This is a genomic window from Streptomyces sp. NPDC046335 (assembly GCF_055587985.1).
Map to the genome: position 1 here is coordinate 465,331 of NZ_JBVJFF010000007.1, position 21,839 is coordinate 487,169.

Annotated in this window: 18 protein-coding genes; 9 read left to right on the forward strand and 9 right to left on the reverse strand. The window is 71.1% G+C overall.

Going from position 1 to position 21,839, the window contains the following annotated elements; translation table 11 throughout:
• The first annotated feature begins 115 nt into the window (after positions 1–115).
• Together ACZ6JY_RS20090 and ACZ6JY_RS20095 are read left to right on the forward strand one after the other, a co-directional pair.
• Positions 116–439, forward strand: a complete 324-nt coding sequence (locus ACZ6JY_RS20090) for a bifunctional 3-phenylpropionate/cinnamic acid dioxygenase ferredoxin subunit (RefSeq protein WP_469197316.1) — start codon at positions 116–118, stop codon at positions 437–439.
• A 20-nt stretch (positions 440–459) separates the two neighbouring features.
• Positions 460–1,689 (forward strand): NAD(P)/FAD-dependent oxidoreductase, encoded by a 1,230-nt coding sequence (locus ACZ6JY_RS20095; RefSeq protein WP_469197362.1) that lies wholly within the window; start codon positions 460–462, stop codon positions 1,687–1,689.
• A 109-nt stretch (positions 1,690–1,798) separates the two neighbouring features.
• Here ACZ6JY_RS20095 and ACZ6JY_RS20100 read toward each other — a convergent pair whose 3' ends face one another.
• Positions 1,799–2,296, reverse strand: coding sequence for a hypothetical protein (locus ACZ6JY_RS20100; protein ID WP_469197363.1), 498 nt, complete (start codon positions 2,294–2,296; stop codon positions 1,799–1,801).
• A 437-nt stretch (positions 2,297–2,733) separates the two neighbouring features.
• Here ACZ6JY_RS20100 and ACZ6JY_RS20105 point away from each other — a divergent pair, with 437 nt between their 5' ends.
• The 4 genes from ACZ6JY_RS20105 (at position 2,734) to ACZ6JY_RS20120 (ending at position 7,318) form a co-directional block, all read left to right on the forward strand.
• Positions 2,734–5,700 (forward strand): sensor histidine kinase, encoded by a 2,967-nt coding sequence (locus tag ACZ6JY_RS20105; protein WP_469197317.1) that lies wholly within the window; start codon positions 2,734–2,736, stop codon positions 5,698–5,700.
• A complete protein-coding gene (locus tag ACZ6JY_RS20110; RefSeq protein WP_447036184.1) occupies positions 5,697–6,137 on the forward strand; it encodes a roadblock/LC7 domain-containing protein in 441 nt (146 codons plus the stop codon). The genes ACZ6JY_RS20105 and ACZ6JY_RS20110 overlap by 4 nt, the downstream gene beginning before the upstream one ends.
• Before the next feature lie 9 nt (positions 6,138–6,146).
• Positions 6,147–6,608, forward strand: coding sequence for a DUF742 domain-containing protein (locus tag ACZ6JY_RS20115; protein ID WP_469197318.1), 462 nt, complete (start codon positions 6,147–6,149; stop codon positions 6,606–6,608).
• A 104-nt stretch (positions 6,609–6,712) separates the two neighbouring features.
• A complete protein-coding gene (locus tag ACZ6JY_RS20120) occupies positions 6,713–7,318 on the forward strand; it encodes a GTP-binding protein (protein ID WP_469197319.1) in 606 nt (201 codons plus the stop codon).
• Positions 7,319–7,373: 55 nt separating this feature from the next.
• Here the strand turns inward: ACZ6JY_RS20120 and glpK are convergent, their stop codons facing one another.
• From glpK to ACZ6JY_RS20145, 5 genes are all read right to left on the reverse strand, one after another.
• A complete protein-coding gene (gene glpK / locus ACZ6JY_RS20125) occupies positions 7,374–8,894 on the reverse strand; it encodes a glycerol kinase GlpK (protein ID WP_469197320.1) in 1,521 nt (506 codons plus the stop codon).
• A gap of 52 nt (positions 8,895–8,946) precedes the next feature.
• A complete protein-coding gene (locus ACZ6JY_RS20130; protein ID WP_469197321.1) occupies positions 8,947–9,708 on the reverse strand; it encodes an MIP/aquaporin family protein in 762 nt (253 codons plus the stop codon).
• A 405-nt stretch (positions 9,709–10,113) separates the two neighbouring features.
• Positions 10,114–11,304, reverse strand: a complete 1,191-nt coding sequence (locus ACZ6JY_RS20135; protein ID WP_469197322.1) for a lipid-transfer protein — start codon at positions 11,302–11,304, stop codon at positions 10,114–10,116.
• Positions 11,301–11,747: a Zn-ribbon domain-containing OB-fold protein gene (locus ACZ6JY_RS20140; RefSeq protein ID WP_469197323.1), complete on the reverse strand. Its 447-nt coding sequence runs from the start codon at positions 11,745–11,747 to the stop codon at positions 11,301–11,303. Before ACZ6JY_RS20140 ends, ACZ6JY_RS20135 begins: the two co-directional genes overlap by 4 nt.
• Before the next feature lie 103 nt (positions 11,748–11,850).
• The gene (locus ACZ6JY_RS20145) at positions 11,851–12,720 is read right to left on the reverse strand and encodes a M15 family metallopeptidase (RefSeq protein WP_469197324.1); all 870 of its coding nucleotides are present in this window, start codon (positions 12,718–12,720) and stop codon (positions 11,851–11,853) included.
• Positions 12,721–12,792: 72 nt separating this feature from the next.
• Here ACZ6JY_RS20145 and ACZ6JY_RS20150 point away from each other — a divergent pair, with 72 nt between their 5' ends.
• Positions 12,793–13,326 (forward strand): NUDIX domain-containing protein, encoded by a 534-nt coding sequence (locus tag ACZ6JY_RS20150; RefSeq protein WP_469197325.1) that lies wholly within the window; start codon positions 12,793–12,795, stop codon positions 13,324–13,326.
• Positions 13,327–13,574: 248 nt separating this feature from the next.
• Here ACZ6JY_RS20150 and ACZ6JY_RS20155 read toward each other — a convergent pair whose 3' ends face one another.
• Positions 13,575–15,953, reverse strand: coding sequence for a glycoside hydrolase family 31 protein (locus tag ACZ6JY_RS20155; protein ID WP_469197326.1), 2,379 nt, complete (start codon positions 15,951–15,953; stop codon positions 13,575–13,577).
• 215 nt (positions 15,954–16,168) lie between these two features.
• Between ACZ6JY_RS20155 and ACZ6JY_RS20160 the strand changes: the two genes are divergently transcribed.
• Entirely contained in the window at positions 16,169–18,154 is a 1,986-nt protein-coding gene (locus tag ACZ6JY_RS20160) for an acetoacetate--CoA ligase (protein ID WP_469197327.1), read from the forward strand.
• A gap of 86 nt (positions 18,155–18,240) precedes the next feature.
• On the forward strand, positions 18,241–19,134 hold the full coding sequence (locus ACZ6JY_RS20165; protein WP_469197328.1) for a hypothetical protein: 894 nt from the start codon (positions 18,241–18,243) through the stop codon (positions 19,132–19,134).
• A gap of 73 nt (positions 19,135–19,207) precedes the next feature.
• Here the strand turns inward: ACZ6JY_RS20165 and ptsP are convergent, their stop codons facing one another.
• Positions 19,208–20,878, reverse strand: coding sequence for a phosphoenolpyruvate--protein phosphotransferase (gene ptsP, locus ACZ6JY_RS20170; protein ID WP_469197329.1), 1,671 nt, complete (start codon positions 20,876–20,878; stop codon positions 19,208–19,210).
• A 77-nt stretch (positions 20,879–20,955) separates the two neighbouring features.
• Positions 20,956–21,405 carry a PTS sugar transporter subunit IIA gene (locus tag ACZ6JY_RS20175; RefSeq protein WP_469197330.1) on the reverse strand — a complete coding sequence of 150 codons (450 nt, stop codon included), beginning with the start codon at positions 21,403–21,405 and terminating at the stop codon, positions 20,956–20,958.
• Between the last annotated feature and the right edge of the window lie 434 nt (positions 21,406–21,839).

Genomic DNA, 21,839 nt, shown 5'->3' on the forward strand with positions numbered 1-21,839 from the left:
CCGGATTCTGTTGCGTATAGCGCTCCCTCATGCGCCATGTGAAACATGATGTTACCGAAGGGTCTTGACCCCAGAAGGGGTCGGGACCGGGCCGAATGACACCAGAGGGGGGCCCATGATTCCCGTATGCCGCCTCGAAGACCTCCCCGCGGGCGAATCCGTCCGCCTCGACACCACACCGCCCGTCGCGGTGTTCAACGCCGACGGCGAACTCTTCGCCGTCGACGACACGTGCAGCCACCAGGACGCGTCGCTGTCCGAGGGGTGGCTTGAGGGCTGCCTGATCGAATGCCCGCTCCACGCGGCCACTTTCGATCTTCGCACCGGACGCCCCACCTGCCTGCCCGCCCGCAGGCCCGTCCGCACCCACCAGGTGTACGTCGAGGACGGCATGGTCCTCGTCAGCCTGGCCGCCGCCGAGGAGGGATCCGCCGCATGAGCGCAGCCGCCGGGGACCGCATGCGCACCGTCACCGTGGTCGGCGCCTCGCTCGCCGGCCTGTACGCCGCACGGGAGTTGCGCGCCCAGGGCTTCGACGGGCGCCTGGTCGTCGTCGGCGCCGAACCGCACCAGCCCTACGACCGGCCGCCGCTCTCCAAGGACTTCCTCACCGGCGGGACGGACGAGAGCCGACTCGCCCTGAGCGACGCCGAGGAAACGGCGGAGCTGGCCGCCGAGTGGTTCCTCGGCGTACGCGCGCGTGCCCTCGACACGCGCGGACGCACGGTCGTCCTCGACGACGGCCGGACGCTGCCGAGCGACGGCGTGGTCATCGCCACCGGGGCGTCGGCGCGCCGGCTCCCGGGTCCCCCGCTCGATGGCGTCCACACCCTGCGGACCCTCGACGACGCCCGCGCCCTGCGGACCGCGCTCACCGCGGGCACCGGCCCCCGCCGCGTGGTCGTGATCGGCGGCGGCTTCATCGGGGCAGAGACCGCGTCCTCGTGCGTGGCGCTCGGGCATGACGTCACTGTCGTCGAGGCCGCGCCGGCCCCGCTCGCCGCCCAGCTCGGCACCGAACAGGCGCTGGCCTGCGCCCAACTCCACGCGCACGCCGGGGCGCGCCTCCTGACGGGCGTCGGCGTGACCGCGCTGCGGGGCGCTCCGCAGGGACCCGCGGCCGCTGCCCACATCACCTCCGTGGAACTGTCCGACCATCGCGTGCTCCCCGCGGACCTGGTCGTCGTCGGCATCGGGGCGGCACCCAACACGGACTGGCTCGCCGGCTCTCCTCTCTCCCTGGACGACGGTGTGCTCTGCGACGACGGCTGCGTCACCGCGCTGCCCCACGTCGTGGCCGTGGGCGATGTCGCCCGCACCGGCGGAACACGCGCCGAGCACTGGACGAGCGCCACTGAGCAACCCCGCGTGGCCGTACGGAACCTGCTCGCCGGACGCACGGTCGAGACGGCGCGCCCCCTGCCGTACTTCTGGTCGGATCAGTACGGCACCCGCATCCAGTTCGCCGGGCGGCGGCGCGAGCGCGACACCGTACGCCTCGTCGAAGGCTCCCTGGAGACTCCGGACGAGGGCTTCCTGGCCGTCTACGAACGCGCGGGCCGCACCGTGGCGGCTCTCGGGGTCGGCCGCGCCCGGCCGTTCATGAAGCTGCGCAGGAACCTCATGGCCGCCTCGGCCCCGGCCGCCGCCCCGGCCGCGGATTTCGCGGCGGAGCCCGTGGGAACCTGAGTCGGTCCGCTCACCCGGTCCGGGAGGCGCGCCGCGGCGCCGCGGCTCAGGGTCGCGACGGATCGGCTCAGGGCAGCGACAATTCGGCTCAGGAGTGCGACGGCTCGGCTCAGGAGTGCGACAACTGCCCCGCTCCACCGCGCCCACGTATACGTATGCGGGTCTTGCCGCGGGCCGCGATCCGGGCCTGCCTGCGGGCCCGGCGCCGCTCACGCCGCAGCCGCCGTGCCGTACTGCTCGGCATCGACACCACGCCGTGCCGCTGATTCCACACCTGGCGGGTCACCCATACGTCCAGGACACCCCACGTGGCCGCGACCGTGCTGGCCACGCTGCTCAGCACCATCGGGAAGGCGAGCCAGGAACCGGCGAGCGTCGCCAGGACGGCGACCATCGCCTGCACCAGGGTGACCGCCACTATGATCACGGCCCGCACGGCCGCCGTCCGCACGGGATCGGGCAGCCGCCTTCTGCGGGCGGGCTCCTCGACCCACAACGGCGGACGTGGCGCCGCACTCGCCCGCTCCCGCCGGGTGGACTCCCCGACCTCCGCGGCCCTCGTGGCCCCGCTGCCCTCCGACGCCCTGTGGCGCTCTGCCGTGCCCATCATTTCGTCACTCCCCCCGCTGCTTCGCGGCCGTTCACCAACGCACTGCGGGCCCCGGGCAGGCCCCCATGGATTGAACTCATCTCTGGTTGCCCGGTTTGCCGCGCTATACACCGCCTGCCGGCGGACCGCCCTCTGCATGAAGGACGAATGGGAGATCGGAAAGATTCCCCCGTCTGTTCCGTACAGCGAAGAAAATCGGCCAACTGGCATGCCCGGCGCGGGGGATGGGCGCGGGTGGCATGCACCACATGGTGGGGCGCAATAGTCCGGAATGAAGGGACAACTGGCGACGCCCATTTCGCGTCACGGCCGAAAAGTGTTCGGATGCGTCTTCGAGTTGCTCGTGAGTCAGTAGTAGGCTCGCGCCGTTTGTTGACGCACATGTGTGCCCCTGGCCCATGCAATGGTCGCAGGGGGCCGATCTGGGGGAGGCCATGCGCTTTCGCGGGAAGTCCATCCGCCGGAAGATCGTGGCACTGCTGCTCGTGCCGCTGGTTTCCCTGACAGCGATCTGGGGTTTCGCAACAGTCATCACCGGCCGCGAGGCGAGCAGGCTCCTCGACACCGCCAACGTCGTGGAGAAGATCGGTTACCCGATCGAGGACACGATCCGCGTGGTCCAGCAGGAGCGCCGCCAGACGCTGGTCTACCTCGCCGACCCGCGCGCCTCCGACGCCCTCGCGGCCCTGCGCCGCAGCCGGACCGCGACCGACGACGTGATCGCCGACGTCCGCGAGAACAGCAAGGACTCCGGCGTCCTCGACAGCATCGACGGCAACTCGCACACCCGCCTCACCGCGCTGGTGGACGCCTTCGACGGCGTCGAGTCGCTGCGCCGCACCGTCGAGGAGGGCACGATCTCCCGGGCCGGCGCCCTGAAGATGTACACCAAGCTGATCGACCCCTGCTTCGGGCTGCTCACCACCCTCAACGGCTTCGCCGGTCTTGAGGACGTGAGCTTCGACCAGCAGGGCCGCGCGCTCGTCGGTGTCTCACGCGCGCGTGAACTGCTCTCCCGCGAGGACGCGATGATCGGCTCGGCGCTCGTCGCCCGGCGGCTCACCAAGTCCGAGCTCCAGCAGGTCGCCGAGCTCAGGGCACAGCGCACGCTGCTCTACGAGGTGAATCTCGCGCCCCTTCCCCAGGACGAACGCGCCCGCTACGAGCGCTACTGGAACGGCGCCGAGACCACGCAACTGCGCAAGGCCGAGAAGGACATCGTCGCGTCCACGCCCGGCACCCCGAAGACGGTGACGTCCGCCCACTGGGACGAGACGGCGGGCCGGGTGCTCAAGCAGCTCGCCGAGCGCGACGTCGCGGCCAGCGACCGCTTCAAGGACCGCGTGGAACCGGCCGCCTTCGACGTGGTCGTGCGCCTCGTCCTGGCCGGCGTGCTCGGTCTGCTGGCGCTCCTGGTGTCGCTCATCGTCTCCGTACGCATCGGCCGCAGCCTCATCCGCGACCTGCGCCGCCTGCGCCTGGAGGCCCACGAGGCCTCCGGCGTCCGGCTGCCCGGCGTGCTGCGCCGCCTGGCCGCGGGCGAACAGGTGGACGTCGAGACCGAGGCGCCCCGGCTCACGTACGAGAAGGACGAGATCGGGCAGGTCGGCCAGGCGCTCAACACCCTTCAGCGCGCCGCCGTCGAGGCCACCGTCAAACAGGCCGACCTGCGGCGCGGCGTCTCCGAGGTCTTCGTCAACCTCGCCCGCCGCAGCCAGGTCCTGCTGCACAAGCAGCTCACGCTCCTCGACACCATGGAGCGCAGGACCGAGGACACCGACGAACTGGCCGACCTCTTCCGCCTCGACCACCTGACCACCCGCATGCGCCGGCACGCCGAGGGCCTGGTCATCCTCTCCGGCGCCGCCCCCTCGCGGCAGTGGCGCAAACCCGTCCAGCTCATGGACGTCGTCCGCGCGGCCGTCGCCGAGGTCGAGGACTACGAGCGCATCGAGGTCCGCAGGCTGCCCCGCATCGCGGTCACCGGACCCGCCGTCGCCGACGTCACGCACCTCATGGCCGAACTCCTGGAGAACGCCACGGTGTTCTCGCCCCCGCACACCGCGGTGCAGGTCCTGGGCGAGCACGTCGCCAACGGCTTCACCCTGGAGATCCACGACCGGGGCCTCGGCATGACCGCCGACGCCCTGCTCGACGCCAACCTCCGGCTCGCCGAGACCCCCGAGTTCGAACTGTCCGACACCGACCGGCTCGGCCTCTTCGTGGTCAGCCGGCTCGCCCAGCGCCAGCGGGTCCGCGTCTCCCTCCAGCCCTCGCCGTACGGCGGCACGACCGCCGTCGTCTTCATCCCCGAGTCCCTGCTCACCGACGACGTCCCCGACACCGGCGGCGTCGGCTTCCGGCTCGACCGCCCCCAGGCCAAGGAGCCCCTGGCGAGCGCCGACAAGGCCGCGGACCGCGCGGCCGCCCTCGCCCAGGTGCCCGTACAACTGCCCGGACTGCCCGCCTCCGTGCTCGACGGCCCCGTGGAGCTGGAGGCACCCGTCGGAATGGCGGACCTCGACGCCTTCCCCGGGGCGCTCGGCGACGAGGACAGTGAGCGCGGCGGCCTCTTCCGCCCGCGCCGCAGGGTGGCCGGCACGCCCGGTGAGCAGCACCAGCAGGCCCGCGACGTCCGGGAGCCCGGCCGTGCCGAGCCCACCCGCGCCGACGCCGCGCAGACCCGCGACGACGATCTCGACGAGGACGCCCACACCGGCGGCCTCGTGCCGCTGCCGCGCCGCAGGACCCCGAAGCTGGTCAGGTCCAACGGCCGTCCCGTCACGCACAACAGGCCCCAGGACAACCGGTCCAGGGACGGCAGGCCGCAAGACGGCAGGCCGCAAGAGGGCCGGTCGCAGGACAGCCGGTTCCCGGACGGCTTCCCGCCGGCCCCCGCGGCGGCGGACGAGACCCCGGAGCCCCCGCGGGCGTCCGGGCCGCACTCCGCCTGGCCCGACCTGTCCCCGCCGCACCGCGACGTCACCGAGGGCGGCCCGGCACCGGACCTGCCCCGGCGCGCCCGCCGCACCGGTCCGCAGGGCGGTGCCGTCACCGACCGCCCCGCGCAGGGCCGCGGTACCCCGGCCGAGAGCAGGCCACGCTCCGCCCCGGTGCCCGTCGCGGACGCCGGCCAGGACCGGAGCACCCCCATGACCGCCCCGGGCGGACTGCCCCGCCGCGTCCGGCAGGCAAACCTCGCCCCGCAGTTGAAGGACGGCCCCGACCGCCGCTCCGACCGCGCCGAGACCCGGCCGGAGGAACGGGACGCGGAGGAGGTACGCAGCCGCATGGCCTCGCTCCAGCGGGGCTGGCAGCGCGGCCGCGACGAGAATGCCGCAGGCGAAGACGCCACCGACGGCACAGCACCAGGAACGACATCTGAGGGGGACGGTCGATGACCGCACCGAAGGCCGACGCACGCATCGCCAGGACCGGGGCGGTCAGGGAGCTGAACTGGCTCCTCGACGACTTGGTGCAACGCGTCGCCAGCATCCGCAAGGCGCTCGTGCTCTCCGGCGACGGCCTGCCCACCGGCGTGTCCAAGGACCTGACCAGAGAGGACAGCGAGCATCTCGCCGCCGTCGCCTCCGGGTTCCACAGCCTCGCCAAGGGCGTGGGCAGGCACTTCGAGGCGGGCAGGGTCCGCCAGACCGTGGTCGAGCTCGACGACGCCTTCCTCTTCGTCACGGCCGCGGGCGACGGGAGCTGTCTCGCCGTCCTCGCGGACGCCGACTCCGACGTCGGCCTCGTCGCGTACGAGATGACGTTGCTGGTCAAGAGGGTGGGTGTGCATCTGGGGACGGCGCCGCGCACGGACCTGCATGCGGGAGGGTAGTGGGAGGGCATGAGCCACGACGGTCGAGGAACGCACAGAACCAAGGCACTGTGGGGGACATCCGGAACGGCCGGGACCCCGGGGACGCAGGAGACGCACCGCTGGTTCGACGACGAGGCCGGACCGGTGGTGCGCCCGTACGCCATGACGCGCGGGCGCACCACGAGCCCGGGTCAGCACCGCCTCGATCTCATCGCGGTCGTGATCGCCGAGGCGCAGCTGTCCGGCGACCACGAGGCGGACCAGACGCTGTCCCCGGAGCACGTGGACATCGTCGACCTCTGCCGTGACACGCCTCAGTCGGTCGCCGAGCTGGCGGCCGAACTCGACCTGCCCATCGGGGTGGTGCGGGTCCTGATCGGGGATCTCGTCGACGACGAACTGGTGCACGTGACCCGGCCCGTGCCCCCCGCCGAGCTGCCGGACGAGAGTATTCTGCGCGACGTGATCAGCGGCCTCCGGGCGCTCTGATCAGCGCGGAAGCGGGAGAGACGACGTGACTGGCCGGCAGTTACGGGGCGGCACCGGAAACGGACCGGCCCCGCGCGACACCACTGATGCAGGAGAAGTGAGCGATGATCTTCAGGCGTTCTGAGCGCGGCAAGGCCCCCGTCGAGCCGGTCACGCTGAAGATCCTGGTGGCCGGAGGCTTCGGCGTCGGCAAGACGACCCTGGTCGGCGCGGTCAGCGAGATCAAGCCGCTGCGCACCGAGGAGACCCTCAGCGAGGCGGGCCGCCCCATCGACGACACGAGCGGCGTGGCGGGCAAGCACACCACGACGGTGGCGATGGACTTCGGCCGCATCACCCTGCGCGACGACCTGGTCCTGTATCTCTTCGGCACCCCGGGCCAGGACCGCTTCTGGTTCCTCTGGGACGAGCTGGCCACCGGTGCGCTCGGGGCCGTGGTCCTCGCCGACACCCGCCGCCTGGAGGACTGCTTCGCCGCCGTCGACTACTTCGAGCGGCGCTCCATACCGTTCGTCATCGGCGTCAACTGCTTCGACGACGCCTCGCGCTACCCGGCTGACGCCGTCCGGCAGGCCCTCGACATCGACGGTGACGTACCCGTCGTGCTGTGCGACGCCCGTGAGCGCGAGTCCGTCAAGGACGTCCTCATCGGTGTCGTCGAACACGCCATGGCGGCCGCGGCGGCCGTCCGCGAGCCCGCCACCACCTGACGGTCCACGACCCGTACCCCCGCCGACCGGGGTACGGGCCGCGGCTCCGCGCGGCTCAGCTCTCCCCGTCCTCCAGCCAGCCGAAGCTGCGTTCCACGGCCTTGCGCCAGTTGTGGAACTCCTTGTCCCGCGCGGTCGCCTCCATCCGCGGCGACCACTCGACGTCCTGCTGCCAGTGCGCCTTGAGTTCGTCGAGGTCGTTCCAGACACCGGTGGCGAGCCCGGCCGCGTAGGCGGCGCCCAGGCACGTCGTCTCGGACACCTTAGGACGGATCACCGGCACTCCCAGAACGTCCGCCTGGTGCTGCATCAGCAGGTTGTTCTTGGTCATGCCGCCGTCCACCTTCAGGGTGGTGATCCGCACCCCGGAGTCCTGGTACATGGCGTCGACGACCTCACGGGTCTGCCAGCTCGTGGCCTCGAGGACCGCGCGCGCCAGGTGCGCCTTGGTGACGTACCGGGTCAGGCCGGTGACGACGCCACGCGCGTCCGAGCGCCAGTACGGAGCGTAGAGGCCGGAGAACGCCGGGACGATGTACGCGCCGCCGTTGTCGTCCACGCTCGCCGCGAGGGTCTCGATCTCGTCCGCGCTGCGGATGATGCCGAGCTGGTCGCGGAACCACTGCACCAGGGCGCCCGTGATCGCGATGGACCCCTCGAGGCAGTACACGGGCGCCTCGGAGCCGATCTTGTAGCCCATGGTGGTCAGCAGCCCGTTCTTGGAGGCCACGGGCCGGTTGCCGGTGTTGAGCAGCAGGAAACTGCCGGTGCCGTACGTGTTCTTGGCCGTCCCCGTGTCGTAGCAGGCCTGCCCGAAGACGGCCGCCTGCTGGTCGCCGAGCGCGGAGGCGACGGGCACTCCGGAGAGCTGCCCCACGGCCGTCCCGTACACCTCGGACGACGACCTGATCTCCGGCAGGACCGCCTCGGGCACGTTCATCGCCGACAGGATCGACGCGTCCCACTGGAGCGTCTCCAGGTTCATCAGCATGGTGCGGCCCGCGTTGGTGACGTCGGTGACGTGTTTGCCGCCGTCGGTGCCGCCCGTGAGGTTCCAGATCAGCCAGGAGTCGATGGTGCCGAAGGCGATCTCGCCCCGTTCCGCGCGGGCCCGGAGCCCCGGCACGTTGTCGAGCAGCCAGGCCGCCTTGGGCCCGGAGAAGTAGCTGGCGAGCGGCAGCCCGGTCTGCTCACGGAAGCGGTCCTGGCCGTCCGAGCCGCCCAGTTCGTTGCAGAGCGCCGCGGTGCGGGTGTCCTGCCAGACGATGGCGTTGTGCACGGGCTTGCCCGTGGCCCGGTCCCACAGCACGGTCGTCTCACGCTGGTTGGTGATGCCGAGCGCGCTCAACTGGTCGGCGCGGAGCCCGGCCTTGGCGATCGCCCCCGCGACCACCGCCTGCACCTTGGACCAGATCTCGGTGGCGTCGTGCTCCACCCAGCCGGGCTTGGGGAAGATCTGGCGGTGCTCGCGCTGGTCCACGGCGACGATCGCGCCGTCCTGGTCGAAGATGATGCAGCGACTCGAAGTGGTGCCCTGGTCGATCGCGGCGACGAATTTCTCGGAGCTCTCCGGCATGGCTACCCCTTGATGACCCTTGAAGAGAAGACTCAGAACGCTGCGTTTGAACTTAGAAGGCTGCGTTGTAGATGAGGCCCGCGAGGGCTCCGCCGATCAGCGGCCCCGCCACCGGGACCCAGGCGTAGCTCCAGTCGGACGTGCCCTTGTTGGGGATCGGCAGGAACGTGTGTACGACGCGCGGACCGAGGTCGCGCGCCGGGTTGATCGCGTAACCCGTGGGTCCGCCGAGCGAGAGACCGATGCCGACGACGAGGAAGGCCACGATCAGCGTCTGTATGCCCGATTCGCCGAGTCCCTTGGTGAGACCGAAGGCGAGGATCGGCAGTACCAGCGCGATGGTCGCGATGACCTCGGTGATGAGGTTGGCGACCGGGTTCCGGATTTCCGGGATGGTGGAGAAGATGCCCAGCGTGGGCGTCGGTTCGTGCGCGCCCGCGCCGGCCGCCTCGTCCTTCGCGCTCCGCGTGACGTTGGCGTTGAACTGCGCGAGGTACACGAGGTACGCGAGCACGGCGCCGAGCATCGCGCCGACCATCTGGCCGAGCACATAGATCCAGACCTTGTCCCACTTGTCGGTGTCGATGGCGATGCCGAGCGTGACGGCGGGGTTGAGGTGGCCGCCGGAGAGCGGGCCCGCGGTGTAGGCGCCCGCGAGCACGCCGAAACCCCAGCCGAAGGCGATGACGACCCACCCGGAGGCCTTCGCCTTCGAATGGCTGAGCGTGACGGCGGCGCACACGCCGGCGCCGAGCAGAATCAGGATCGCGGTGCCGATGACCTCACCGATGAAGATGTCCCCGTTTGAGTACATGGCGGCTCCTAGGCCCTCGCCCGGGGCGGTGCGCCCCGGTACTCCGTGCACGGTGCGGTTCCCACGACTGCTGCCTGGATGGGCCCGGCTGTCGGAGCCGAGGGCGAAAGTCTCCGCACTCCGCCCGGCGGCCATCACAAGCGCGCCGTGGCAGTCGCATCGCCCATGGGGGGATACCCCGTTGACCAGGGTCTTCGTACGGACCCTTCGCGCGCAGAGGCTCTGAGCGCCGGAGCCGAGGTGCGGCGACGCCGACTGACACCCGGAAGTGTTCACCGGTGGTGATGGAGCGTCAAGGTCGCGGACGGCAACGGTTAACCGGTGCGACGGCTTCCCCCCGCGACGCCCGCGCGGCGGACCCGGACCTCTGCCGAGAGGCTCGACGCACGGCGGCCACGGGCGCGCTCACCGTACGGCGACCACCGAGGACCCGTGCCCGAAGAGACCCTGGTTCGCGGTGATCCCCACACGGGCCCCCTCCACCTGCCTCGCCCCTGCCTCACCCCGCAACTGCCACGTCAGCTCGCACACCTGGGCGATGGCCTGCGCGGGCACGGCCTCTCCGAAGGAGGCGAGGCCTCCGCTGCTGTTCACCGGCACACGCCCGCCCGGAGCCGTCACCCCGTCGCGCAGCAGCTTGGCCCCCTCACCCTCGCCGCAGAGCCCCAGATCCTCGTACCACTGCAACTCCAGCGCGGTCGACAGGTCATAGACCTCCGCCAGGGATATGTCCTCGGGGCCTATCCCCGCTTCTTCGTACGCCGCACGCGCGATGGACGCACGGAACGTCCGGTCGGCGGGGGCGACGGCGGCGGCCGAGTCCGTGGCGATGTCCGGCAGGTCGAGCACCGTGTTCGGATAGGTCGGCGTGACGGTGGAGACCGCGCGGACGCGCACGGGGTCCGGCGCCCCGTGCCGCCGCGCGAAGTCCATGCTGGACAGGACGAGGGCGGCCGCCCCGTCCGAGGTGGCGCATATGTCGAGCAGCCGCAGCGGATCGGCGACGACGGCCGAGGCGGCGACCTCCTCGGCCGTGACGCTCTTGCGGTAGCGCGCGTATTCGTTGAGCGCGCCCGATGCCGCGTTCTTCACCTTGACCTGCGCGAAGTCTTCCAGGGTGTCGCCATGGACGGCCATTCTGCGGCGTGCGTAGAGACCGAAGTAGGCGGGGTTGGTCGCACCGAGCACCCGGAAGCGCAGCCAGTCGGGGTCGTCGGGCCGGTCCCCGCCCGCGGGACGGAAGAAGCCCTTGGGAGCCGCGTCGGCACCGACCACCAGGACCACGTCGGCCATGCCCGCCAGGATCTGCGTACGCGCGGTGGAGACGGCCTGCGCACCGGACGCGCAGGCCGCGTACACGCTCGCCACCCGCGCCCCCTGCCAGCCGAGCGCCTTGGCGAACGAGGCCCCGGCCACATATCCCGGATAGCCGCCCCTGACCGTGTCCGCGCCGACGATCGACCCCACGGAACGCCAGTCGACCCCGGCGTCCGCGAGCGCCGCGCGGGCCGCCACCACTCCGTACTCGACGAAGCCGCGCCCCCACTTGCCCCAGGGGTGCATGCCCGCGCCGAGCACCGCCACCTCGCCGGTCACGCGCTCACCTCCACAGGCCGCCAGTGCCAGGTCGTCCACGTCGTCCCGTCGTCCTCGTGCAGCACGCCGGGGACGATCTCCACCTCCATGCCGACCTCCAGATCGTCGACGTGGACGCCGGGAACCGCCTGCCCGAGCACCACCATGCGCTCCGCCTCCAGCTCCACTGCGATCAACGCGTAGGGCCGCCACGGAAGTTCCGGATCGGAAACGTAAGGGGCGGGAGGGCGGTAGCGGCCGTCGGTGTACGACCAGACGAGCCCGCGCCGCGACAGCGGCACCTCGGCCAGCTCCCCGCCCCCGCAGCCGGGATTGCGGCAATGGCCGTCCTCGCGAGGGAAGAACACGGCGGCGCAAGCCGAGCACCGCGTGCCCAGCAGACGGAACTCCTGGCCCTCCCCGGCGAACCAGTTGGCCACTACGGGTGTGCGCGTGCGCGACAAGGCTCCTCCTGGCGTCCCACGGTTCAACTGACGGACCGTCAGGAGTGTGCCACGGGCGCCCGGATTCCGTCAGGGCCCCGCCCGGCCATCCTCCAGGGAGCCGCTACTTGCCCCGCAGCGACCTCCGCGAGACGGGAAAGTCGAAGTAGGTCTCCGGGAACAGCTCCGGCTTGTACGTGAAGTGCCACCACTCCTCGGGAAGATTGACGAAGCCCTGCGCGGCCAGTGCGTTCCGCAGCAGGTCCCGGTTGGTGCGCTGCTCGCCCTTGATGCGCGGGTCGTCCGTGTGCGACAGCGTGTCGAAGCAGTCGAACCCCGTGCCCATGTCCACGGAGTTGTCCGGGAAGCGCTCACTCCGGGGCCCGAAGCACGACTTCAGGCGCTCTCCGGGGATGTACGGGCGAGTGGGCAGGGCCGGCAGTCGCACGATCGTCAGATCCAGCGTCGAACCGCGGCTGTGCCCGGACTTCTCGGCGATGTAGCCGTCCGCGAAGAGACGGGACTTGTCGACATGGGGATAGAACTCCTTCTTCATGCGCTCATCACCCAGGTCCTCGGCCCAGCGCACGAAGTGATCGACGGCCCGCTGGGGCCGGTAGCAGTCGTAGACCTTCAGAGAGTGACCCGTGCGCAGAAGCGAACGCTGGGCCTTGCGCAGGGCCTTCGCCGCGGGTTCGGTGAGGATGCACATCGGCTTCTTGTAGCCGTCGATGGGTTCACCCACGAAGTTGTGCGGGGTGGTGTACCGCATCTCCTGGATGATCGTCGGATCGACGTCGCGCAGCGCCACGAACTCCTTCGGAGCCTTCGGTTCGGCCTTGCCGTGGGTGGGCTCGGCCTTCGCGTGGGTGGGTACGGCCTGTGCATGGATGGGCTCAGGCGTCGCGTGCGCGAGTGAGGGGGCGGCGGTCACGGCCAGCAGAGCGGCGGTGGACACGGCGAGATTCCGCAGAGCGGGGACAAAAGCTGTCATGCCCCCTGCGTCTATCAGGACCACGGCCCACCAGGGAAGACCGACGCCCGAAGATCGGATACAGTCCGCGGCGTGTCCGCATCCCCACATCCCGCCAACTCAGTCCAGGGCTCTCACTGTTCGAGCTGTGGAGCACCCTACGAAGGCATCGTCTCCGCCTGGCCCCGCACCTGCGCCGCCTGTGGAGCCGTGGCCTACCGCAATCCGCTGCCCGTGGCAGTGGCCCTCCAGCCCGTGTACGACACACAGGGCACCGGCCTGGTCGTCGTGACCCGGACCATCGCTCCCGCGCGCGGGGGCATCGCCCTGCCCGGCGGCTTCATCGACGACCGGGAGGACTGGCGGCACGCCGTCGTGCGAGAGCTCAAGGAAGAGACCGGCATCTGCGCCCAGAGCCGTGACGTCCGCCTGGCCGACGCCATGAGCGCACCCGACGGTTACCTCCTGCTCTTCGGTCTCCTCCCCGAGCGCACGACAGCCGACCTGCCGGCCACCGTGCCGACGGACGAGACGGAGGGCTGGCACGTGCTGCGCCGCGCGGACGAACTGGCCTTCCCGCTGCACACGTTGGCCGCGCGAGCGTTCTTCGAGGGCCGCTACATCTGAGGCCTGTGCCCTGGCCCCTCTGCGCAGGCCCGGGCCGGGACATGGATGCGATGTGGGCGGGGCGTCGGCTGGGGGCTCCGTGCGGGGGTTCAGCCACGGGTCTGTGGCTCCGCGCAGGGATTCAACCATGGGTCTGGACCCGCACGGAGCCCCCAGGCACCGGCCTGCGGTCCGCCCAAGCGCTCGGCTGAACACCGGCCCGCGGTCCTTGCAGGCGCTACTGGCCTGCGGCCCGCCCAAGGCTCCGTTTAATCGCCGAGCCCCCGCACCCGCACCGGTCGGCCCACGGGGGTTCCGTTCTCGGTGCCCTCCCTCTCGACGAGCACGCGGCCCCCGCTCCAGCGGGTCGTGAAGCGTTCGAGTTCCGCCTCTTCCCAGCCGTCACCGGCGTCGGCGATCACCAGGCCGCCACCCGTGGCTCCCCGGACCGGAGCCCACACCTCCAGCCCGATGCCGTCACCGTCCCGGTCGCCGTCGCCGCAGCGCACCGGCAGCACCGTACCTGCGCGCGCCAGCACCGGGACGCGCGACAGCGGCGCGTCAAGGCGGACCTGCCCAGGGCCCTCGTACGCCTCACCCGTCGCCGTGTCGTACCAGCGTCCCCGCGGCAACCGCACCGTCCGCTCCCGCGCCCCGTCCTCCAGGACCGGTGCCACCAGCAGAGAGTCACCGAGCAGGAACGCGTCCTCGCAGTCGCGCAGCGCCCTGTCGTCGGGGGAGCCCCACCACAAGGGCCGCACATAGGGAGCGCCCGTACGCCGCGCGAGATGGGCGAGCGTCACGAAATACGGCAGCAGCCGCCTGCGCTCGTCGAGCGCCACGCGCGCGTGCCCGAGCACCTCCGCACCGAACTCCCACGGCTCGCGCCGCCCGGCGCCGATTGCCGAGTGCGTACGGAACAGTGGCAGATACGCCCCCAGTTGGAACCAGCGCAGATACAGCTCCCGAGAGGGACTCCCGTCGAAGCCGCCCACATCAGGACCCGAATACGGAACACCGCACAGGCCGAGCCCCAGCACCAGCGACAGCGACGCCCGAAGCCCCTGCCACCCCGTGGACACATCGCCGGACCACGTTCCTCCGTAGCGCTGCATTCCCGCCCACCCCGAACGCGAGAACAAGAAGGGCCGCTTTTCGGGGAGCAGCGAACGCAGTCCGTCATACCCGGCGCGAGCCATCGCGAGGCCGTACACGTTGTGCGCCTCCCGATGATCCCCGCCGAGCCCCTCCAGGGAGTGCCGTGAAGAACGGGGCAGCGTCGCCTCACCGAACGCGGCGAACGACACCGGCTCGTTCATGTCGTGCCAGAACCCCGCGAACCCCTGCTCCAGGCGCTCCTCGTAGAGCCCCGACCACCACTTCCGCGCGCGTGGGTCGGTGAAATCCGGATACACCGACTCACCCGGCCACCCGACACCACGCACCGGCCGCCCCGCCGCGTCCCGCACGAACGCCTCGGCCTCCACCCCGCTCTCGTACAGCTCCACGCCGGGCTCCGCCTTCACCGCCGGAGCGACGACCGAGACGAGCCTGATCCCGCTCTCACGCAGCTCCCGGGCGAGCTCCGGCAGCGCCGGGAAGCGCTCCTTGTCGACCGTGAACACCTGATGCGCCGCGTGGTGGTCGATGCCCAGGTGCACGGCGTCCAGCGGTAGCCCGCGCTCCTGGTACCCCGCGACGATCCGCCGCACCTCCCGCTCGCTGCCGAACCCCGCCCGCGCGTGCTGATGCCCGAGCGCCCACGACGGCGGCAGCGCGGGAGGACCGGTGAGCGAGGCCCAGGTGTGCAGCACGCGCGCGGGCGTGCCGACCATCGCCCAGCACCGCAGCGGCCCGCCGTCCATCCGCACCTCGCACGACCCGGCCCGGTCGTGCCCCGAACCCGCGCCCTCCGCACCCTCACGCAGCGAGACGGCCCCGTCCCACGTGTTGTCGTGGAAGACCAGATGCGTACCCGCGTCGGCCACCACCATCTGCACCGGCATCGTGATGTACAGCGGATCGTCCCCCGGCCCGAAGGAGCCACCAGGATCGGTGTTCCACATCCGGTACGTGCCGTTCCGCAGCCGGGGCCCGCGGGACCGCCCGCCGAGACCGAAGAACCGCGCGTCAGCCGCCACCTCCGACCGCTGCACCCAGCGCGCCTCACCGCCCCCGGCCGGCTCCCACCAGCGGGGCGGCAGATCACGCCGCAGCATCACCCCACCAGGGGTGCGCAGCTCCACGGAGCCGTGCCGCGACACCACGACTGTCGTCCGCTCCGACACCACCCGCCAGCCGCCCTCCTTGTCGGGTTCGAGGACCGCCCGCGGGTCGGGCTCAGGACTCCCGCAAGCCAGCGCGTACGACGGCTCGGGCTCCGCGCCGTCCCACCCCCAGAAGACCGCCCCGCCGGCCGTCACCCGCACCCGCAGCTCGGACCGGGCGAACCGCACCACACCGCCGCCGGGGCCCGGCTCCACCTTCGTCACAGGGCCCGGAACCCGCGCGCGCTCGGCACCCCGCGGGGACAGGCCGACCGCGTCCGCCCGCCATCTGCGCCACGACGAGCGCACCCTGCGCAACCCCTGCGCCGTGCCGACCATGCCGACCGCCTTCACCGAACGCACCAGGTCACGACCGTCCATACTGCTCACCTTGCCACCGAAAAGGCCGCGCGTATGCTCCGTTCAACAGCCGTTCACCTGGGGTGCAGATACATGAGCGGTGGGCCGACTGTGTGAGGCACACCCTGGTGCGGCAGTCGATCACATGGCATCGTCCCCTTCGGCCGTGTTCACGCGCACATCCAGCACGTGCGCACTCCACACGCATACGACGCGTACAGTCCGGGAGCCGCACCATGACGTCCTCAGCGAACCCTGCGCCGCTCTGGCAGCCGAGCCCGGAGAGGATCGCGGAAGCGCAGGTCACCCGGTTCCAGGCATGGGCCGCCGAGCACCACGGGGCCCCGGCCGACGGTGGCTACGAAGCGCTGCACCGCTGGTCGGTCACCGAGCTGGACGCGTTCTGGAAAGCCGTCACCGACTGGTTCGACGTTCGCTTCTCCACCCCCTACGCGCGCGTGCTGGGCGAGCGGACCATGCCCGGCGCCCAGTGGTTCCCCGGAGCGACCGTCAACTACGCGGAACACGCCCTGCGCGCCGCGGAAGACCCCACGCGCGCGGACACCCCCGCGATCCTCCACGTCGACGAGAGCCACGACCCGCAGCCCGTCACCTGGGCCGAGCTGCGCCGCCAAGTCGGCTCCCTGGCCGCGGAACTGCGCGACCTCGGCGTACGGCCCGGCGACCGCGTCAGCGGCTACCTGCCGAACATCCCGCAGGCCGTCGTCGCCTTCCTGGCCACCGCCGCCGTCGGCGCCGTCTGGACCTCCTGCGCCCCCGACTTCGGCGCACGCAGCGTCCTCGACCGCTTCCAGCAGGTCGAACCCGTCGTCCTGTTCACCGTCGACGGCTACCGCTACGGCGGCAAGGAACACGACCGCCGCGACACCGTCGCCGAACTCCGCTCGGAACTGCCCACCCTCCGCGCGGTCGTGCACATCCCGCTGCTCGGCACCGACGCCCCCGAAGGCACCCTGGAGTGGTCCGCCCTCACGGCGGCCGACGTGACGCCCGTCTTCGAAGCGGTGCCCTTCGACCACCCCCTGTGGGTGCTGTACTCCTCCGGCACCACCGGCCTGCCCAAGGCCATCGTCCAGTCCCAGGGCGGCATCCTCGTCGAGCACCTCAAGCAGCTCGGCCTGCACTGCGACCTCGGCCCAGACGACCGCTTCTTCTGGTACACCTCCACCGGCTGGATGATGTGGAACTTCCTCGTCTCCGGCCTCCTGACGGGCACCACGATCGTCCTGTACGACGGCAGCCCCGGCTACCCCGACACCGGCGCCCAGTGGCGCATCGCCGAACGCACCGGAGCCACCCTCTACGGCACCTCGGCCGCGTACGTCATGGCCTGCCGCAAGGCCGACGTCCACCCCGCCCGCGACTTCGACCTCTCCCGCGTCAAGTGCGTCGCAACGACCGGCTCCCCGCTGCCCCCCGACGGCTTCCGCTGGCTGCACGACGAGTTCGCCGACACCCCGGGCGGCCTCTGGACGGCCTCGGTCAGCGGCGGCACCGACGTCTGCTCCTGCTTCGCGGGCGCCGTGCCCACGCTCCCGGTCCACATCGGGGAGCTCCAGGCCCCCTGCCTCGGCACGGATCTTCAGTCCTGGGACCCCCAGGGCGAGCCGCTCGTCGACGAGGTCGGAGAGCTGGTCGTCACCAACCCGATGCCGTCCATGCCCATCCACTTCTGGAACGACCCGGACGGCGTCCGCTACCACGACAGCTACTTCGACACCTACCCCGGCGTCTGGCGCCACGGCGACTGGATCACCCTCACCTCACGCGGCTCGGTGATCATCCACGGGCGCTCCGACTCCACGCTCAACCGCCAGGGCGTCCGCATGGGCTCCGCCGACATCTACGAAGCCGTCGAACGCCTCCCCGAGATCCGCGAGTCCCTCGTCATCGGCGTCGAACAGCCCGACGGCGGCTACTGGATGCCGCTCTTCGTCCACCTCGCCCCGGGCGCCGCCCTCGACGACGCCCTGCGCGACCGCATCAAGCGCACCATCCGCGAACAGCTGTCCCCGCGTCACGTGCCCGACGAGGTCATCGAAGTACCCGGCGTCCCGCACACCCTCACGGGCAAGCGCATCGAAGTCCCGGTCAAACGCCTCCTGCAAGGCACCCCGCTGGACAAGGCGGTCAACGCCGGCTCGGTCGACGACCTCGACCTCCTGCGGTTCTACGAGGACATCGCCCGCAAGCGCTCCTGACGGCCATCCCCGCCGCTCAGCGCCGATTGTCAGTGCCGCTGGTTACTGTGAGTGAGCATTGATCGACCGAAGCGCAGGGGGACATGATGGCGCCAACCCGTCACGACACGATGCGACGCGCACTGCGCCGCGAAGTCGCCGGAACCATCGGCCTGTTGGCCGACGAAGAGGACTTCGCGGCCATGCGCCGCTACCGCACCTTCACCTTCGACGACCACCACACCTACCTCAAGCAGGTCGAAGCCCTGCTCAGAACCCTCGCCGCACAGGGCCGCCACACCGCCGTCGTCCTCTTCGACCCCGGGGAGTACGAGGAGTACTGCGCGGAAGCGGGCCTCAACCCCGACACCCCCGACAGCCGCACCCGCTTCACGGCCGAACTGGCATCGGGCGGCCCCACCATCCCGTACGAGGGCCAGCCACTCACTGACCTGCTGCCCGACCTCGTCGACGAGGCGGTCCGCAAGGCCACCTGGGAGTACGCGACAATGGCACTCGCCCGCAGCGGCATGTGCGCCACCTGCGGCGAGGACATCGGACGGGCCGCCTTCCTCCGCGCCTCACATCTGATCACCCGCGCAGTGGACACCTCAGGACCCGGCACCCGGCACCTGGTGTGCAGCGTCCCGGCCGACAACCAGACCCTTCTCGCCGCCCTGCACATCGAGATCGACGCGGACGGCAGCGCCCGGCTCGACGACACCCGGGCCCTGGAGTTCACCACGGTCCTCGCGGTCGGCATCGCCACGCAGCGCGCGGCCGGCATGGTGCTGCGCTCCAGCGCCGACGACACCCGGGACCGCGTCCAGGGCTGGCGCATGCACGAGGGACGCTTCCAGCCCCTCACCGCCGCCGAGGTCTTCGACGCCTACTGCACCGACGCCATCACAGGAGAGCTGATCTCCCCGGAGTCCGGCGTCGACTACTGTGCGGCCTTCGCCCTCGAGGACGAGATGCCCGAAGGGGGACACACCCACTGAACGCCCGCACTGAACGCCCGTGGGGCGTCCCACCACATCGATGGAACGCCCCTCGGCAACGACAACCGCTCGGCTACTCGCCGGACAGCACCGCCTGCGCGGCCTTGCGGGCCTCCTCGGCGGTGTCCACGGCACGGGCCGCCGACGCCGCACGCTCGCACTGCGCCAGCGTGTACTTCCCGAGCGTCGCCCGCACGTAGGGAATGGACGCCGCACCCATCGACAGAGAGGTGACTCCCAGGCCGGTGAGAACACAGGCGAGCAGCGGGTCGGACGCTGCCTCACCGCACACGCCACAGCTCTTGCCCTCGGCACGCGCGGCCTCGGCCGAGAGTGCGACCAGGTCGAGCAGCGCGGGCTGCCACGGGTCCTGCAGACGGGACACGGCACCCACCTGCCGGTCGGCGGCGAAGGTGTACTGCGCGAGGTCGTTGGTGCCCAGCGAGAGGAACTCGACCTCCTGAAGGATCGAGCGAGCCCGCAGCGCCGCCGACGGAATCTCGACCATGGCACCGAACTTCGCCTGAAGGCCCGCCTCCCGGCACGCGTCCGCGAACGCCTTGGCGTCCGTGCGGTCCGCGACCATCGGGGCCATGACCTCGAGGTAGACGGGCAGCCCCTCGGACGCCTTGGCCAGTGCGGTGAGCTGCGTGCGCAGCACCTCCGGGTGGTCGAGCAGCGACCGCAGGCCACGTACGCCGAGCGCCGGGTTCGGCTCGTCGCCCGGCGTCAGGAAGTCCAGCGGCTTGTCCGCACCGGCGTCCAGCACACGCACGACGACACGGCCCTCGGGGAAGGCCTCGAGCACCTTGCGGTACGCCTCGACCTGCGCCTCCTCGGACGGCGCCTTGCTGCTGTCGTCGAGGAAGAGGAACTCGGTACGGAACAGACCCACACCCTCGGCGCCGGCCTCGACCGCGGCGGGCACATCGGCGGGACCGCCGATGTTGGCAAGGAGCGGCACCTTGTGGCCGTCGGACGTGGCACCGGGGCCGGACGACGCGGCCAGCGCGGCCTTGCGCGCGGCGGCGGCGGCCTCGAGCTGCGCCCGCTTCTCCGCACTCGGGTTCACGAAGATCTCACCGGTGCTGCCGTCGACGGCGACGACGGAACCCTCGGCGAGCTCGCCCGCGCCCGGCAGCGCCACGACGGCGGGCACTCCGAGCGCCCGCGCGAGGATCGCGCTGTGGCTGGTGGGCCCGCCCTCCTCCGTGACGAAGCCGAGGACCAGGGCCGGGTCGAGGAGCGCGGTGTCCGCGGGCGCGAGGTCACGCGCGATCAGTACGTACGGCTCGTCGCTGTCCGGTACACCCGGCATGGGAACACCGAGCAGCCGGGCGACGATGCGGTTCCGCACGTCGTCGAGGTCCGCCACACGGCCGGCCATGTACTCACCGGCACCGGCCAGAAGTTCGCGGTAGTGGGAGAACGCGTCGTAGATGGCGCGCTCGGCCGTGCTGCCGACGGTGATCCGCCGGTCGACGTCGGCGATGAGCTCCGGGTCCTGGGCGATCATGGCCTGTGCCTCGAGCACCGCCTGCGCCTCGCCCCCGGCCAGATTGCCGCGCGCCATCAGGTCGGCCGCCACAGCTTCCACGGCCTGGCGGGCGCGCCCCTGTTCGCGCTCCGCCTCCTCCGCGGGAATCTGCTTGGCCGGCGGCTCGAGAACCGCCGTACCCATGTGCCGAACCTCGCCGATCGCCACACCGTGGCTCACACCGACGCCTCGCAGCGTTGTCTGCATCTCACCCGTCTCCGATAGTGCGGCGGACTCGGCCGCCGCGGTGGTTGTACTGTCCGCCGTCAGCGACGGCGATGACGTCACTGCCAGCTGAAGAGTTCGTCGCCGGCCTTGACGTCGCCGCTCTCGACGAGCCCGGAGAGGGACTCGGCCGTGGCCTCGAGCGCCACGACCGGGCAGACCGGAGACTTGCCGGCGGCCTCGACGGCGGCCGGGTCCCAGCGGACCACGGACTGGCCGCGCCGAACGGTGTCCCCCTTGTTGACGAGAAGCTCGAAGCCCTCACCATTGAGCTGCACCGTGTCGATGCCGAGGTGAGTCAGGACGCCGTGACCCTGCTCGTCCACCACCACGAACGCGTGCGGGTGAAGAGAGACGATGATGCCGTCCACGGGAGAGACGGCGTCGGAGGCCTCGCGCACGGGGTCAATGGCGGTGCCGGGGCCGACCATCGCGCCCGAGAACACAGGATCCGGTACTGCCGGGAGTCCGATGGCGCGTCCTGCAAGCGGGGACGAAACGGTGGTCATGGCAAGCCTCCCAGGGGGTGGAGATTCGTAGCCGTCGTCGCTACCTGTCCTGGACGACGCGCTGTTCCGAAGCGTAAGTCATAAGAAGTCCCGGTTCCGCATGAGTGGTCCCGGTTGGCAGACGTAGGAGCACAGCACTAACGATTTGCGCCCACCGGGGACGCGATGTAGAGTCGTAGTCCTGCCTGAGGCCATGGAGCGCGGTCAAGCGCCCCGCCTCGGCGGCACCCATCAGTTCAGATCCTATCCCTGAGTCTGGTTCCGCATGTCTGCGGTGGCCGTGGTCAGAGAGACGAACGAGAGCTGATAAAGTCTGAACCGCCGGAAAGGGAAACGCGAAAGCCGAAAGGCCGAGCGGGAACCGGAAAGGCACCGAGGAAGTCGGACACGAAAGAGTCTGATAGAGTCGGAAACGCAAGAACAAAAGAAACACC

Coding starts and splice junctions, on each gene's coding strand:
- ACZ6JY_RS20160 (WP_469197327.1), top strand. CDS start 16,169: ATGACGTCCTCAGCGAACCCTGCGCCGCTCTGGCAGCCGAGCCCGGAG.
- ACZ6JY_RS20090 (WP_469197316.1), top strand. CDS start 116: ATGATTCCCGTATGCCGCCTCGAAGACCTCCCCGCGGGCGAATCCGTC.
- ACZ6JY_RS20100 (WP_469197363.1), bottom strand. CDS start 2,296: ATGGGCACGGCAGAGCGCCACAGGGCGTCGGAGGGCAGCGGGGCCACG.
- glpK (WP_469197320.1), bottom strand. CDS start 8,894: ATGCCGGAGAGCTCCGAGAAATTCGTCGCCGCGATCGACCAGGGCACC.
- ptsP (WP_469197329.1), bottom strand. CDS start 20,878: ATGCAGACAACGCTGCGAGGCGTCGGTGTGAGCCACGGTGTGGCGATC.
- ACZ6JY_RS20120 (WP_469197319.1), top strand. CDS start 6,713: ATGATCTTCAGGCGTTCTGAGCGCGGCAAGGCCCCCGTCGAGCCGGTC.
- ACZ6JY_RS20145 (WP_469197324.1), bottom strand. CDS start 12,720: ATGACAGCTTTTGTCCCCGCTCTGCGGAATCTCGCCGTGTCCACCGCC.
- ACZ6JY_RS20155 (WP_469197326.1), bottom strand. CDS start 15,953: ATGGACGGTCGTGACCTGGTGCGTTCGGTGAAGGCGGTCGGCATGGTC.
- ACZ6JY_RS20105 (WP_469197317.1), top strand. CDS start 2,734: ATGCGCTTTCGCGGGAAGTCCATCCGCCGGAAGATCGTGGCACTGCTG.
- ACZ6JY_RS20130 (WP_469197321.1), bottom strand. CDS start 9,708: ATGTACTCAAACGGGGACATCTTCATCGGTGAGGTCATCGGCACCGCG.
- ACZ6JY_RS20115 (WP_469197318.1), top strand. CDS start 6,147: ATGAGCCACGACGGTCGAGGAACGCACAGAACCAAGGCACTGTGGGGG.
- ACZ6JY_RS20110 (WP_447036184.1), top strand. CDS start 5,697: ATGACCGCACCGAAGGCCGACGCACGCATCGCCAGGACCGGGGCGGTC.
- ACZ6JY_RS20095 (WP_469197362.1), top strand. CDS start 460: ATGCGCACCGTCACCGTGGTCGGCGCCTCGCTCGCCGGCCTGTACGCC.
- ACZ6JY_RS20165 (WP_469197328.1), top strand. CDS start 18,241: ATGGCGCCAACCCGTCACGACACGATGCGACGCGCACTGCGCCGCGAA.
- ACZ6JY_RS20175 (WP_469197330.1), bottom strand. CDS start 21,405: ATGACCACCGTTTCGTCCCCGCTTGCAGGACGCGCCATCGGACTCCCG.